12 protein-coding genes are annotated in these 15,338 nt (G+C 58.4%); 11 read left to right on the forward strand and 1 reads right to left on the reverse strand.

Features of this window, described 5'->3' with window-relative positions:
- The first annotated feature begins 98 nt into the window (after window positions 1–98).
- From dnaK to CAF79_RS14835, 7 genes are all read left to right on the forward strand, one after another.
- Entirely contained in the window at window positions 99–2,015 is a 1,917-nt protein-coding gene (gene dnaK, locus CAF79_RS14805) for a molecular chaperone DnaK (RefSeq protein ID WP_085698383.1), read from the forward strand.
- A gap of 297 nt (window positions 2,016–2,312) precedes the next feature.
- Complete coding sequence (dnaJ, locus tag CAF79_RS14810; RefSeq protein ID WP_085698384.1) at window positions 2,313–3,437, forward strand: molecular chaperone DnaJ; 1,125 nt, start codon at window positions 2,313–2,315, stop codon at window positions 3,435–3,437.
- A 9-nt stretch (window positions 3,438–3,446) separates the two neighbouring features.
- Window positions 3,447–4,253: a 4-hydroxy-tetrahydrodipicolinate reductase gene (gene dapB, locus CAF79_RS14815; RefSeq protein WP_085698385.1), complete on the forward strand. Its 807-nt coding sequence runs from the start codon at window positions 3,447–3,449 to the stop codon at window positions 4,251–4,253.
- Window positions 4,254–4,509: 256 nt separating this feature from the next.
- A complete protein-coding gene (gene carA / locus CAF79_RS14820; RefSeq protein WP_007953761.1) occupies window positions 4,510–5,646 on the forward strand; it encodes a glutamine-hydrolyzing carbamoyl-phosphate synthase small subunit in 1,137 nt (378 codons plus the stop codon).
- Window positions 5,647–5,772: 126 nt separating this feature from the next.
- Entirely contained in the window at window positions 5,773–8,994 is a 3,222-nt protein-coding gene (carB, locus tag CAF79_RS14825; protein WP_085698386.1) for a carbamoyl-phosphate synthase large subunit, read from the forward strand.
- Window positions 8,991–9,467: a transcription elongation factor GreA gene (greA, locus tag CAF79_RS14830; RefSeq protein ID WP_007953757.1), complete on the forward strand. Its 477-nt coding sequence runs from the start codon at window positions 8,991–8,993 to the stop codon at window positions 9,465–9,467. Before carB ends, greA begins: the two co-directional genes overlap by 4 nt.
- A 28-nt stretch (window positions 9,468–9,495) precedes the next feature.
- Window positions 9,496–9,900, forward strand: coding sequence for an MFS transporter (locus tag CAF79_RS14835; RefSeq protein WP_085698387.1), 405 nt, complete (start codon window positions 9,496–9,498; stop codon window positions 9,898–9,900).
- A gap of 9 nt (window positions 9,901–9,909) precedes the next feature.
- Here the strand turns inward: CAF79_RS14835 and CAF79_RS14840 are convergent, their stop codons facing one another.
- Window positions 9,910–10,218, reverse strand: a complete 309-nt coding sequence (locus CAF79_RS14840) for a YhbY family RNA-binding protein (RefSeq protein ID WP_085698388.1) — start codon at window positions 10,216–10,218, stop codon at window positions 9,910–9,912.
- Window positions 10,219–10,319: 101 nt separating this feature from the next.
- Between CAF79_RS14840 and rlmE the strand changes: the two genes are divergently transcribed.
- The 4 genes from rlmE (at window position 10,320) to glmM (ending at window position 15,273) form a co-directional block, all read left to right on the forward strand.
- The gene (gene rlmE / locus CAF79_RS14845; RefSeq protein ID WP_085698389.1) at window positions 10,320–10,949 is read left to right on the forward strand and encodes a 23S rRNA (uridine(2552)-2'-O)-methyltransferase RlmE; all 630 of its coding nucleotides are present in this window, start codon (window positions 10,320–10,322) and stop codon (window positions 10,947–10,949) included.
- A 202-nt stretch (window positions 10,950–11,151) separates the two neighbouring features.
- Complete coding sequence (gene ftsH / locus CAF79_RS14850) at window positions 11,152–13,059, forward strand: ATP-dependent zinc metalloprotease FtsH (protein ID WP_011332403.1); 1,908 nt, start codon at window positions 11,152–11,154, stop codon at window positions 13,057–13,059.
- Between the two features lie 8 nt (window positions 13,060–13,067).
- A complete protein-coding gene (gene folP / locus CAF79_RS14855; RefSeq protein ID WP_085698390.1) occupies window positions 13,068–13,919 on the forward strand; it encodes a dihydropteroate synthase in 852 nt (283 codons plus the stop codon).
- A gap of 16 nt (window positions 13,920–13,935) precedes the next feature.
- Window positions 13,936–15,273, forward strand: a complete 1,338-nt coding sequence (glmM, locus tag CAF79_RS14860; protein WP_085698391.1) for a phosphoglucosamine mutase — start codon at window positions 13,936–13,938, stop codon at window positions 15,271–15,273.
- The last annotated feature ends 65 nt before the right edge of the window (window positions 15,274–15,338 follow it).

A 15,338-nucleotide genomic window follows, 5' to 3' on the forward strand; every position in this document is an offset into this window, starting at 1 on the left:
AGCCGCAAGGCCCCCATTTAGAAGTCAAGCGTTTAAGTATTACCGCAGTTAGCCACCACTGCTGCGGCAACCAAATCCAAAGTTTCGGGAGAGTGAACATGGGCAAAATTATCGGTATCGACCTGGGGACTACCAACTCCTGCGTCTCCGTGCTGGAAAACGGCGTAGCCAAAGTTATTGAAAACGCCGAAGGCGCGCGTACCACGCCGTCGATCATCGCTTACGCCAACGACGGTGAAATCCTGGTGGGTCAGTCCGCCAAGCGTCAGGCTGTGACCAACCCGCACAACACACTGTTCGCGGTGAAGCGCCTGATCGGCCGCCGCTTCGACGAAGAAGTCGTGCAGAAAGACATCAAGCTGGTGCCTTACAAGATCGTCAAGGCCAACAATGGTGACGCTTGGGTTGAGGCCTCCGGCAAGCAGATGGCTCCGCCGCAAATCAGCGCCGAAGTCCTGAAGAAGATGAAGAAGACCGCCGAAGACTACCTCGGCGAAGCTGTGACCGAGGCGGTGATTACCGTTCCGGCCTACTTCAACGACAGCCAGCGTCAGGCGACCAAAGATGCTGGTCGCATCGCCGGTCTGGACGTAAAACGTATCATCAACGAACCAACCGCAGCTGCTCTGGCTTACGGCATGGACAAGGCCAAGGGCGATCACACCGTGATCGTTTATGACCTGGGTGGTGGTACCTTCGACGTTTCCGTGATCGAAATCGCTGAAGTTGACGGCGAGCACCAGTTCGAAGTACTGGCCACCAACGGTGATACCTTCCTGGGTGGTGAAGACTTCGACATGCGTCTGATCGACTACCTCGTCGACGAGTTCAAGAAAGAGTCCGGCATGGATCTGAAGAACGATCCTCTGGCGCTGCAGCGTCTGAAAGAAGCCGCTGAGAAAGCCAAGATCGAGCTGTCTTCTTCTCAGTCGACCGACGTCAACCTGCCGTACATCACAGCAGATGCGACTGGTCCTAAGCACCTGAACGTGAAGATCTCTCGTGCCAAGCTCGAGTCGCTGGTCGAAGATCTGGTGAACCGTACCATCGAGCCATGCCGCATCGCTCTGAAGGATGCCGGTATCGACGCCAGCAAAATTGACGACGTGATTCTGGTCGGTGGTCAGACTCGTATGCCACTGGTGCAGAAGGCAGTTACCGATTTCTTCGGTAAGGAAGCACGTAAAGACGTGAACCCGGACGAAGCCGTTGCCATGGGTGCAGCCATCCAGGGCGCCGTTCTGGCCGGTGACGTGAAAGACGTTCTGCTGCTCGACGTCAGCCCGCTGACCCTGGGTATCGAAACCATGGGTGGCGTGATGACCGCGCTGATCGAGAAAAACACCACGATTCCTACCAAGAAATCGCAAGTGTTCTCGACTGCCGACGACAACCAGGGCGCTGTGACCATTCACGTCCTGCAGGGCGAGCGCAAGCAAGCCGCACAGAACAAGTCTCTGGGCAAGTTCGACCTGGCCGACATTCCACCAGCTCCACGTGGCGTGCCGCAGATCGAAGTGACCTTCGACATTGACGCCAACGGCATCCTGCACGTAGGTGCGAAGGACAAGGCTACCGGCAAGACCCAGTCGATCGTGATCAAGGCCAACTCCGGTCTGTCCGACGAAGAAATCGAGCGCATGGTGCGTGATGCCGAGGCCAACGCCGAGGAAGACCGCAAGTTCGAAGAGCTGGCCGCTGCCCGCAACCAGGGTGATGCACTGGTTCACTCGACTCGCAAGATGATCGCTGATGCTGGCGACAAAGTGACTGCAGAAGAGAAGACTGCAATCGAAGCAGCCGTGGTTGCCCTGGAAGCTGCCGTAAAAGGCGACGACAAGGCTGCCATCGACGCCAAGGTTGAAGAGCTGTCGAAAGTCTCCGCACCGGTTGCCCAGAAGATGTACGCCGAACAGGCTCAGCCTGCCGAAGGCGCGGCGCAGCACGACGAGAAAGCTGAAAAGGCTGACGATGTCGTCGATGCCGAGTTCGAAGAAGTAAAAGACCACAAGTAAGTTGTTGGTCGCCCGGTTGACTGCCTTGCGGCGGTGACTGGTAGGATGTCGCCGCGCGGGAGCTTGCTCCCGCGTTGGCGTATCTGGAATACGCGAATTTTTACAGCATGCGACAAGCTTCGTGTGTTGGCGGTATGGCCGGGAATGCTCCTGCTTTTCGCGCTGCAAATACCGCATGAACCAAAGACCAGGATCGTTGAATTGACGTGAGTTGGGTCCGGGCCTGTATTGGGGCTCAACGAGTTTGGCGAAGCTCAGGAGGGGTTTGCCGAACGTCCTCAAGAGTATGAAGAACTTATGGCAAAGCGTGACTATTACGAAGTGTTGGGTGTTGAGCGCAGCTCAAGCGAAGCAGACCTGAAAAAGGCCTATCGCCGTTTGGCAATGAAGCACCACCCGGACCGTAATCCCGGTGACAAAGCGTCGGAAGATCTGTTCAAAGAGGCCAACGAAGCCTACGAAGTGCTCTCCGATTCAAGCAAGCGTGCAGCGTACGACCAGTACGGTCATGCCGGCGTCGACTCAAGCATGGGCGGCGGTGGTGCAGGCTTCGGCGGTCAGAACTTCTCCGACATCTTCGGTGATGTCTTCAGTGATTTCTTCGGTGGCGGTCGCGGCGGTTCCCGCGGTGGCGCACAGCGTGGCAGCGATTTGCGCTACACCCTGGAGCTGAACCTGGAAGAAGCGGTGCGCGGCACGACCGTGAATATCCGCGTTCCGACATTGGTCAACTGCAAGCCATGCGATGGTTCGGGCGCCAAGAAAGGCTCGTCGCCGTCGACTTGTCCGACTTGCGGCGGCATCGGCCAGGTGCGCATGCAGCAAGGCTTCTTCTCGGTGCAGCAGACCTGCCCGCGCTGCCATGGCCAGGGCAAGATCATTTCCGACCCGTGCGATTCCTGCCACGGCGACGGTCGCGTCGAAGAATACAAAACCCTCTCCGTCAAAGTGCCGGCCGGTGTCGACACGGGTGACCGCATCCGTCTGTCCGGCGAAGGCGAGGCGGGTACTCAGGGTGGTCCGACCGGCGACCTGTACGTTGTGATCAACGTCCGCGAACACGACATCTTCCAGCGTGACGGCAAGCACCTGTTCTGCGAAGTGCCGATCAGCTTCGTCGATGCAGCCCTGGGCGGCGAGCTGGAAATTCCGACCCTCGACGGTCGCGTCAAACTGAAGATTCCGGAAGGGACTCAGACCGGCAAGCAGTTCCGTGTACGCGGCAAGGGTGTTGCGCCGGTACGTGGCGGTGGTGCGGGCGATCTGATGTGCCGTGTGGCAGTCGAAACGCCGGTCAATCTGAATCGTCGTCAGCGTGAACTGCTGGAAGAGTTCCGCAGTTCCCTGGCGGACGACAACAGCCACTCCCCGAAAACCACTGGTTGGTTCGACGGTGTGAAGCGCTTCTTCGGCGATCTGTAAGGAGTCGGCATGCGACGTATAGCTGTGATGGGCGCTGCCGGGCGCATGGGCAAGATTCTGGTCGAGGCGGTGCAGCAGCGCGCGCCGCTGACCGGTCTGACGGCTGCGATTGTCCGCCCTGGCAGTACGCTGATCGGTGTGGATGCCGGTGAGCTGGCTTCGCTCGGTCGAATCGGCGTGCCGCTGTCCGGGAATCTGGAGTCGGTGGCGGAAGAGTTCGATGTGTTGATCGACTTCACCCTGCCGGAAGTCATGCTGAAAAACCTGGCCTTCTGCCGCAAGGCCGGCAAGGCGATGGTGATCGGCACGACCGGGCTGGACGCTGCGCAGAAGCAGTTGCTGGCCGAGGCGGGCAAGGATATTCCGATTGTCTTCGCTGCCAATTTCAGTGTTGGCGTCAACCTGTCGTTGAAGCTGCTCGACATGGCAGCGCGGGTATTGGCGGAAGATGCGGACATCGAAATCATCGAAGCCCATCACCGCCACAAGATCGATGCGCCGTCGGGTACGGCCCTGCGCATGGGTGAGGTGATTGCCAATGCGCTGGACCGTGATCTGCAGAAGGTCGCGGTCTATGGTCGTGAAGGTCACACCGGTGCCCGTGCGCGTGAAACCATCGGTTTCGCCACTGTTCGAGGTGGTGATGTGGTGGGTGATCACACGGTGCTGTTTGCCTGTGAGGGCGAGCGCCTGGAAATCACGCACAAGGCTTCGAGTCGCATGACCTTCGCCAAAGGCGCGGTGCGTGCAGCGTTGTGGCTGGATGCTCGCGAGCCTGGTTTGTACGACATGCAGGACGTGCTTGACCTGCATTGAGATGTTCTGAAGCCGGCGCAAACGCCCTGTTTGTGCCGGTTTTGCTCCACCCGGCGACGCCCTGTCGCATTCTCCGGCCTTTCGGGCTCATTGGCGGTAGACCAAAAATCCCTTTTTCTGTAAGCTACAGCTTTAGTGTGTCCACTAAAAGCGCGCAGAATAATTCAGTGAAGAAGCGGGGTGACGTGTCCATACGTCACTCCGCTTTTTTACAACCTGCGATTGCCCTTTCATGCGTTATTTACGGGAGGTCTTCTTGACTAAGCCAGCCATACTCGCCCTTGCTGATGGCAGCATTTTTCGCGGCGAAGCCATTGGAGCCGACGGTCAGACCGTTGGTGAGGTGGTGTTCAACACCGCAATGACCGGCTATCAGGAAATCCTTACCGATCCTTCCTACGCCCAACAGATCGTTACCCTGACTTACCCGCACATCGGCAACACCGGTACCACGCCGGAAGACGCCGAGTCCGACCGCGTCTGGTCCGCTGGCCTGGTCATCCGTGACCTGCCTCTGGTAGCGAGCAACTGGCGTAACACGATGTCCCTGTCCGATTACCTGAAAGCCAACAATGTTGTGGCAATCGCTGGTATCGACACCCGCCGCCTGACCCGCATTCTGCGTGAAAAAGGCGCACAGAACGGCTGCATCATGGCCGGCGACAACATTTCCGAAGAAGCGGCCATCGCCGCGGCGCAAGGCTTCCCGGGCCTGAAGGGCATGGACCTGGCGAAAGTCGTCAGCACCAAGACCCAATACGAATGGCGCTCCACTGTCTGGGATCTGAAAACCGACAGCCACGCGACCATCGAAGCCTCCGAACTCCCTTATCACGTGGTTGCCTACGACTACGGCGTCAAGGTCAACATCCTGCGCATGCTGGTCGAGCGCGGCTGCCGCGTGACCGTTGTGCCGGCGCAAACCCCGGCTGCCGACGTACTCGCCCTGAAACCGGACGGCGTGTTCCTGTCCAACGGCCCTGGCGATCCGGAGCCTTGCGACTACGCGATCAAGGCAATCAAGGAAGTGCTGGAAACCGAAATTCCGGTCTTCGGCATCTGCCTCGGTCACCAACTCCTGGCCCTGGCCTCTGGCGCCAAGACCCTGAAAATGGGTCACGGCCACCACGGTGCCAACCACCCGGTTCAGGATCTGGACACGGGCGTCGTGATGATCACCAGCCAGAACCACGGTTTCGCGGTTGACGAAGAAACCCTGCCAGCCAACGTCCGCGCGATCCACAAATCGCTGTTCGACGGCACCTTGCAAGGTATCGAGCGCACCGACAAGAGCGCGTTCAGCTTCCAGGGTCACCCTGAGGCGAGCCCGGGCCCGAACGATGTGGCCCCTCTGTTTGACCGCTTCATCAACGAGATGGCCAAGCGACGCTAAGCGCTCGCCTTGAGACTGTAGCGAGAAGCCTCTTGAGGGCGGCCCCGGAACCGGCGGCCCCCTCGGGACTTCAGAAATCGATCAAGACGGCTTGCCGACTGACCTGCGGATTTGAGTGACAAACCCATGCCAAAACGTACAGACATTAAAAGCATCCTGATTCTCGGCGCTGGCCCGATCGTTATCGGCCAGGCTTGCGAATTCGACTACTCCGGCGCCCAGGCTTGCAAAGCCCTGCGCGAAGAGGGTTACCGCGTCATCCTGGTGAACTCCAACCCGGCCACCATCATGACCGATCCGGACATGGCCGACGCCACCTACATCGAGCCGATCAAATGGCAGACCGTTGCCAAGATCATCGAAAAAGAGCGTCCGGATGCCGTGTTGCCAACCATGGGCGGCCAGACTGCTCTGAACTGCGCCCTGGATCTGGAGCGCGAAGGCGTTCTGGAGAAGTTCGGCGTAGAGATGATCGGGGCCAACGCCGACACCATCGACAAGGCTGAAGACCGTTCGCGTTTCGATAAGGCGATGAAAGCCATCGGCCTGGAATGCCCGCGTTCCGGTATCGCCCACAGCATGGAAGAAGCCAACGCAGTGCTTGAGCGCCTGGGCTTCCCGTGCATCATCCGTCCGTCCTTCACCATGGGCGGCACCGGTGGCGGTATCGCTTACAACCGTGAAGAGTTCGAAGAAATCTGCGCCCGCGGTCTGGACCTGTCGCCGACCAAGGAGCTGCTGATCGACGAATCGCTGATCGGCTGGAAAGAGTATGAAATGGAAGTTGTCCGCGACAAGAAGGACAACTGCATCATCGTCTGCTCGATCGAAAACTTCGACCCGATGGGCGTGCACACTGGTGACTCGATCACTGTTGCCCCGGCCCAGACCCTGACCGACAAGGAATATCAGATCCTGCGTAACGCCTCGCTGGCGGTACTGCGCGAGATCGGCGTCGAGACCGGCGGTTCCAACGTTCAGTTCGGTATCTGCCCGGACACCGGCCGCATGGTCGTGATCGAAATGAACCCGCGTGTATCGCGCTCTTCGGCCCTGGCTTCGAAAGCCACCGGTTTCCCGATCGCCAAGGTTGCGGCCAAACTGGCAGTCGGCTACACCCTCGACGAGCTGTCGAACGACATCACCGGCGGCAAGACCCCGGCGTCGTTCGAACCGTCCATCGACTACGTCGTCACCAAGATGCCGCGCTTCGCTTTCGAGAAGTTCTCCAACGCTGACGCGCGTCTGACCACTCAAATGAAGTCCGTAGGCGAAGTCATGGCCATCGGCCGTACCTTCCAGGAATCCCTGCAGAAAGCCCTGCGCGGTCTGGAAGTGGGTGTTTGCGGTCTGGACGAGAAAGTCGACCTGAGCAACCCGGAAAGCATGAGCGTGCTCAAGCGCGAACTGACCGTGCCTGGCGCCGAGCGTATCTGGTACGTGGCGGACGCCTTCCGCGCCGGCATGACCGTCGAAGAAATCTTCGGCATGAACATGATCGATCCGTGGTTCCTGGTACAGATCGAAGATCTGATCAAGGACGAAGAGAAGGTCAAGACCCTTGGTCTGTCCGCTATCGACCGCGACCTGATGTTCAAGCTCAAGCGCAAAGGTTTCTCCGACCAGCGTCTGGCCAAGCTGTTGGGCGTCACCGAGAAGAACCTGCGTACTCACCGCCACAAGCTGGAAGTGTTCCCGGTCTACAAGCGCGTCGACACCTGCGCGGCCGAGTTCGCCACCGACACCGCCTACCTGTACTCGACTTACGAGGAAGAGTGCGAAGCCGCGCCGTCCGGTCGCGACAAGATCATCATCCTTGGCGGTGGCCCGAACCGTATCGGTCAGGGCATCGAGTTCGACTACTGCTGCGTACACGCGGCACTGGCGCTGCGCGATGACGGTTACGAGACCATCATGGTCAACTGCAACCCGGAAACCGTTTCCACTGACTACGACACTTCCGATCGTCTGTACTTCGAACCGGTCACTCTGGAAGACGTGCTGGAAATCTGCCGCGTCGAGAAGCCGAAAGGCGTGATCGTCCAGTACGGCGGCCAGACGCCTCTGAAACTGGCTCGCGCCCTGGAAGCGGCCGGCGTGCCGATCATCGGCACCAGCCCTGACGCCATCGACCGTGCCGAAGACCGTGAGCGCTTCCAGCAAATGGTCGAGCGTCTGAACCTGCGTCAGCCGCCAAACGCCACCGTGCGCAGCGAAGACGAAGCTGTTCGTGCTGCTGCGAAAATCGGTTACCCGCTGGTGGTGCGTCCGTCCTATGTGCTGGGCGGCCGGGCGATGGAAATCGTCTACAAGGAAGAAGAGCTCAAGCGTTACCTGCGTGACGCGGTGCAAGTGTCGAACGACAGCCCGGTGCTGCTCGACCACTTCCTCAACTGCGCCATCGAGATGGACGTGGATGCGGTCTGCGACGGCAAGGACGTAGTGATCGGCGCGATCATGCAGCACATCGAACAGGCCGGCGTTCACTCCGGTGACTCGGCGTGCTCGCTGCCGCCGTACTCGCTGCCGGCGCACATCCAGGACGAGATGCGCGAACAGGTCAAGAAAATGGCCCTGGAACTGGGCGTGGTCGGCCTGATGAACGTTCAGTTGGCGCTGCAGGGCGAAGATATTTACGTCATCGAAGTCAACCCGCGGGCTTCCCGTACCGTACCGTTCGTTTCGAAGTGCATCGGTGTTTCCCTGGCGATGATCGCGGCTCGCGTGATGGCTGGTAAAACCCTGAAGGAAATCGGTTTCACCAAGGAAATCATTCCGAACTTCTACAGTGTGAAAGAGGCGGTGTTCCCGTTCGCCAAGTTCCCTGGCGTTGACCCGATCCTCGGCCCTGAGATGAAATCCACCGGTGAAGTGATGGGTGTCGGTGACACCTTCGGCGAAGCCTTTGCCAAAGCCCAGATGGGTGCCAGCGAAGTGCTGCCGACCGGCGGTACCGCATTCATCAGCGTGCGCGACGATGACAAGCCACTGGTTGCAGGCGTGGCCCGTGATCTGATCAACTTGGGCTTCGAAGTCGTAGCCACTGCCGGCACTGCCAAGCTGATCGAAGCCGCAGGTCTGAAAGTGCGTCGCGTGAACAAGGTGACCGAGGGTCGTCCACACGTGGTCGACATGATCAAGAATGACGAAGTCACCCTGATCATCAACACCACCGAAGGGCGTCAGTCGATCGCCGATTCCTATTCCATTCGTCGTAACGCCTTGCAGCACAAAATCTACTGCACCACCACCATTGCTGCTGGCGAAGCTATCTGTGAAGCGCTGAAGTTCGGTCCTGAGAAGACCGTACGCCGCTTGCAGGATCTACACGCAGGATTGAAGGCATGAATAAATACCCAATGACCGTCCAGGGCTCCAAAGCCCTGGAAGAAGAGCATGCTCACCTGACCAAGGTCGTTCGTCCGAAGCTCAGCCAGGACATCGGTACGGCCCGCGAGTTGGGTGACTTGAAAGAAAACGCTGAATACCATGCCGCGCGCGAACAGCAAGGCATGGTCGAGGCGCGGATCCGTGACATCGAAGGTCGCCTGCAGAACGCGGTGATCATCGACGTGACGACCATTCCGCACACCGGCAAAGTGATTTTCGGCACCACCGTCGAAATCGCCAACGTCGAAACTGATGAAAGCGTCACTTACCAGATCGTGGGTGAGGATGAAGCGGACATCAAACTCGGCAAGATTTCCGTCGGCTCTCCGATCGCTCGCGCCTTGATTGCCAAGGAAGAGGGCGACACGGTCGTCGTGAAAACGCCGGGCGGCGATATCGAGTACGAGATTGTCGAAGTCCGTCACATCTGAGAGTGGGCGCCCGCTGCATGCGGGCGCGATGCTCTGGCAACTGGCCCAGATGTTGTGGGTTGGTGGCTTGTGGCTGGTTCATCTCGGTCTGCGACCGGTGCTGGGTCAAATCGGCCTGGCACCGCTGTTGATCGATGAAGTTGCAAGTACGTTTGAAGTGGCGGTGGTGGGTTTCGCCGTTGCGTGCTTGATATTTCAGGCTTTGGTGCTGGTACAGGCCGAAGGCCTTGCCAGTCTATGGCGGGATTTTCGCGGACAGGTGTTGCTGATGGCGTTGTATGCGTGTGCGATGTTTGTCGCAGTGCGTGTCGGCTGGCCGGATGCGCAGCGCTGGCAGGTGTTCAGCTTTCTTGTACTGGGTTTCTCCGGGTTGGTGCTGGTTTTGCAGCCGGTGCCGGGATGGAGTGGCAGGGTGCGCGAAGCACACCCTTGACCCTGGTCATCACTTGAAGCGATGGACGTTCGACAGCTGCTTGTTGACGCTGAAGTTCTTGCGGTAAATCAGTGCCATTTTGCCGATGACTTGAACCAGATCGGCCTTGCCGACCTTGCACAGCTCTGCAATGGACGCCAGGCGCGCCTCGCGATCGAGGATGTTGAGCTTGATCTTGATCAGCTCGTGATCCGCCAATGCGCGTTCGAGTTCGGCTAAAACACCCTCAGTCAAACCGTTGTCAGCCACAGTCAGAACTGGTTTCAGGTGGTGGCCAATGGATTTGTACTGTTTCTTCTGCTCGGGAGTGAGCGGCATAATCTGACCCTTTCGTCTGGATTCTGTAAAATGGCGGCCATTTTACCCGAGGGCTCGTGGATCCGCCCAATTAATCACGACCCTAATCAACGAGGTGCCCAATGGCGCGTTCCAAGACAAGCCTTGGTTGGCTGAAAAGACATGTCAATGACCCCTATGTGAAGCAGGCGCAGAAGGACGGTTACCGTTCGCGTGCGAGTTACAAGCTTCTGGAGGTCCAGGAAAAATACAAACTGATCCGGCCCGGCATGAGCGTTGTCGACCTGGGCGCCGCGCCCGGCGGCTGGTCGCAGGTCACCAGTCGGTTGATCGGTGGTCAGGGGCGTCTGATCGCTTCGGATATCCTGGAAATGGACAGCATTCCGGATGTGACCTTCATTCAGGGGGATTTCACTCAGGATGAAGTCCTTGCTCAAATCCTTGAGGCGGTGGGTAATTCACAGGTGGACCTTGTGATTTCCGATATGGCCCCCAATATGAGTGGTACGCCCGCCGTAGATATGCCGAAAGCCATGTTTCTTTGCGAACTGGCGCTTGACCTGGCGGAGCGGATTCTCAAGCCGGGCGGTAATTTCCTGATCAAGATTTTTCAGGGCGAAGGGTTCGATACTTATCTGAAGGACGCTCGTCGGAAATTCGACAAGGTCCAGATGATTAAACCGGACTCTTCCCGCGACAGTTCCCGCGAGCAATATATGCTGGCTTGGGGCTATCGCGGTCACAGTGAGTAAAACGAGGTTTTTTGCCGGGGTGATAGGTTTTTCGTATTTCGCCCCGCGTGCATAAGCGAATATTGTGTAGAAAGTGTTTCACAAAGGGTTACAGACGGCGCCTGCCAGAGCTGTAGGTAATGTAGTAAGTTAGGCCGGTGAATATCATGCGAAGCGCGCGCCAGTAGCGGAGCTTGCTTCAGAGGGTAGTTAATTGAACGATATGGCAAAGAATCTGATCCTGTGGTTGATCATCGCGGCTGTCCTGGTGACGGTGATGAACAACTTCTCCAGCCCTAACGAGCCGCAGACCCTCAACTATTCCGACTTCATCCAGCAGGTCAAGGATGGCAAGGTCGAGCGCGTGGCCGTCGACGGCTACGTGATTACCGGCAAACGCAACGATGGCGATAGCTTCAAGACCATTCGTCCGGCAATCCAGGACAATGGCCTGATCGGCGATCTCGTCGACAACCACGTTGTGGTCGAAGGCAAGCAGCCTGAGCAGCAAAGTATCTGGACCCAACTCCTGGTAGCCAGCTTCCCGATCCTGGTGATCATCGCGGTGTTCATGTTCTTCATGCGCCAGATGCAGGGTGGTGCGGGCGGCAAGGGCGGGCCGATGAGCTTTGGCAAGAGCAAGGCGCGTCTACTGTCCGAAGATCAGGTGAAAACCACTCTTGCTGACGTTGCCGGTTGCGACGAAGCGAAGGAAGAAGTTGGTGAGCTGGTTGAATTTCTTCGTGATCCGGGCAAGTTCCAGCGCCTGGGCGGCCGCATTCCTCGTGGCGTGCTGATGGTCGGTCCTCCGGGTACCGGTAAAACCTTGCTGGCCAAGGCGATTGCCGGCGAAGCCAAAGTGCCGTTCTTTACCATTTCCGGTTCCGACTTCGTCGAAATGTTCGTCGGTGTTGGTGCCAGCCGTGTTCGTGACATGTTCGAACAGGCCAAGAAACACGCTCCGTGCATTATCTTCATCGACGAGATCGACGCCGTTGGTCGCCATCGTGGCGCCGGCATGGGCGGCGGTCACGATGAGCGCGAGCAGACTCTCAACCAGTTGCTGGTGGAGATGGATGGCTTCGAAATGAATGACGGCATTATCGTCATCGCTGCGACCAACCGTCCTGACGTGCTCGACCCTGCATTGCTGCGTCCTGGTCGTTTCGACCGTCAAGTTGTGGTCGGTCTGCCGGACATACGTGGTCGTGAGCAGATCCTCAAGGTTCACATGCGTAAAGTGCCAATGGGTGACGATGTCGCTCCGGCCGTTATTGCGCGTGGTACTCCGGGCTTCTCCGGTGCCGATCTGGCGAATCTGGTCAACGAGGCTTCGCTGTTTGCTGCTCGTGCCGGCAAGCGCATCGTCGAGATGAAAGAGTTCGAACTGGCCAAAGACAAAATCATGATGGGCGCCGAGCGCAAATCCATGGTCATGTCCGAGAAGGAAAAGCAGAACACTGCTTATCACGAGGCAGGCCATGCCATTGTTGGTCGTGTCGTGCCCGAGCATGATCCGGTCTACAAGGTATCGATCATCCCGCGCGGTCGTGCGCTGGGTGTGACCATGTTCCTGCCGGAAGAAGATCGTTACAGCCTGTCCAAGCGTGCGCTGATCAGTCAGATCTGCTCGTTGTACGGCGGCCGAATTGCCGAAGAAATGACTTTGGGCTTCGATGGTGTGACCACGGGTGCTTCCAACGACATCATGCGCGCGAGTCAGATTGCGCGGAACATGGTGACCAAATGGGGGCTGTCGGAAAAGCTCGGTCCGTTGATGTATGCCGAAGAAGAGGGTGAAGTATTCCTCGGTCGCGGTGGTGGCGGTCAGAATGCCAGCTTCTCCGGTGAGACAGCCAAGCTGATCGACTCCGAAGTGCGCAGCATCATCGACCAGTGCTACGGCACGGCCAAGCAAATTCTCACGGACAACCGCGACAAGCTCGATGCCATGGCGGATGCCCTGATGAAGTACGAAACGATCGATGCCGAACAGATCGACGACATCATGGCCGGACGTACACCTCGCGAGCCTCGCGACTGGTCGGGCGGCACCGGTACTGGCACGCCTCCTGTCATTCAGGGTGAACGTCCGGAAACACCGATTGGCGGTCCTGCTGCCGACGTTTAAGGTTTGAAATGACTTCTGTACAGTCCCTGACCCGGTTGCCTTGCGGCAATCGGGTTCTTGATTTGGCCCGGACTCATGTCATGGGCATTCTCAATGTCACTCCCGATTCCTTTTCCGACGGTGGCCGATACAGCCAGCTCGACGCGGCCTTGCGTCATGCCGAAGCCATGGTTGCGGCGGGTGCGACGCTGATCGATGTGGGCGGCGAGTCGACCCGGCCAGGCGCGCGGGCGGTTTCTCCCTTGGAGGAGCTGGAGCGTGTCGCTCCCGTTGTCGAGCTGATCAATCGCGAACTGGATGTGGTCATATCCGTCGATACATCTACCCCGGCGGTCATGCGCGAAACGGCTCGCTTGGGTGCCGGCTTGATCAACGACGTTCGTTCGCTACGGCGCGATGGCGCACTTGATGCGGCGGCCGCCACGGGATTGCCCGTGTGCCTGATGCATATGCTCGGCGAGCCTGGTGATATGCAGGACGATCCGCGTTATCAGGATGTCACCCGTGAGGTAGGTGAGTTTCTTGCTGAGCGCATGGTTCAGTGTGAGAGGGCAGGAATTCCCGCCGAGCGGATCATTCTCGATCCGGGCTTCGGCTTCGCCAAAACCCTGCAGCACAATCTAAGCTTGTTCAGGCATATGGAGGCCCTGCATGCGCTGAGGCGGCCTCTGTTGGTGGGTGTTTCACGCAAAAGCATGATCGGTCATGCATTGAATCGCCCTGTGGGTGAGCGTCTTTACGGTGGTCTGGCTTTGGCCGCACTGGCATCAGTGAAAGGTGCGCGTATATTGCGCGTCCATGATGTGGCGGAAACGGTGGACGTGGTGCGAATGCTCGCGGCCGTGGAATCAGCCGAATAAGAATGATGGAGCACTTATGAGCAAGAAATACTTTGGTACTGACGGTATTCGTGGTCGTGTCGGGGAATACCCGATCACTCCTGACTTCATGCTCAAGCTCGGCTGGGCTGCCGGTATGGCATTTCGCAAGATGGGTGCCTGCAAGGTGCTGGTCGGCAAGGACACGCGGATTTCCGGCTACATGTTTGAATCGGCCCTTGAGGCTGGCCTGACATCTGCGGGCGCCGATGTCATGCTCCTCGGCCCGATGCCGACTCCGGCCATCGCCTATTTGTCGCGTACATTCCAGGCTGAGGCCGGGATCGTGATCAGTGCATCGCACAATCCGCATGACGATAACGGCATCAAGTTCTTCTCCGGCAAGGGCACCAAGCTGCCCGATGAGCTGGAGTTGATGATTGAAGAGTTGCTCGATACACCAATGACCGTTGTCGAGTCGAGCAAGATCGGCAAGGTGTCGCGAATCAATGATGCGTCCGGCCGCTATATCGAATTCTGCAAGAGCTCCGTGCCGACTGGTACCAGTTTTTCCGGGCTGAAGATCGTCATCGACTGCGCACACGGTGCTACCTATAAAGTGGCGCCGAGTGTTTTTCGTGAGCTGGGCGCCGAGGTCGTCGTTTTGTCGGCGCAGCCTAACGGCCTGAACATCAATGACAACTGCGGCTCCACGCATATGGGGCAATTGCAGGCGGCGGTGTTGTCCGAACATGCGGATCTGGGTATCGCCTTCGATGGCGATGGTGACCGGGTGCTGATGGTCGACCACACGGGTGCGATTGTTGATGGTGACGAACTGTTGTACATCATTGCGCGCGATCTTCATGAGCGCGACAAGTTGCAAGGCGGTGTAGTCGGTACCTTGATGAGTAACCTTGGACTTGAGCTCGCGCTCGCGGATTTGGGTATTCCTTTTGTGCGCGCCAATGTCGGTGACCGCTATGTGATCGCCGAACTGCTGGAGCGTAACTGGCTGGTCGGTGGAGAAAACTCGGGGCATGTCGTGTGCTTCAACCACACCACCACGGGTGATGCGATCATCGCGGCCTTGCAAGTGCTGATGGCGCTGAAGACGCGTAACGAGGGGCTTGCTCAAACTCGTCAGGCATTGCGCAAATGTCCGCAGGTGCTGATCAACGTGCGTTTCGGTGGGGGCGAAAGCCCGTTGGAGCACCCGGCTGTCAAGGAAGCGAGTGCGCGCGTGACCCAGGCGATGGCGGGTCGTGGTCGCGTGCTTTTGCGCAAGTCCGGAACAGAGCCTCTGGTGCGGGTGATGGTCGAAGGCGAGGACGAAACTCAGGTTCGTGGCTATGCCGAAGAGCTGGCAAAACTGGTAACTGAAGTTTCTGCCTGATTCGGCTTGCCAGCCATGATTGTGTTGGGTAACATCTGCGCCCACTTTGACCGACGAGGTACAGC

The organism is Pseudomonas sp. B26(2017) (assembly GCF_002113045.1).
Taxonomy (GTDB): domain Bacteria; phylum Pseudomonadota; class Gammaproteobacteria; order Pseudomonadales; family Pseudomonadaceae; genus Aquipseudomonas.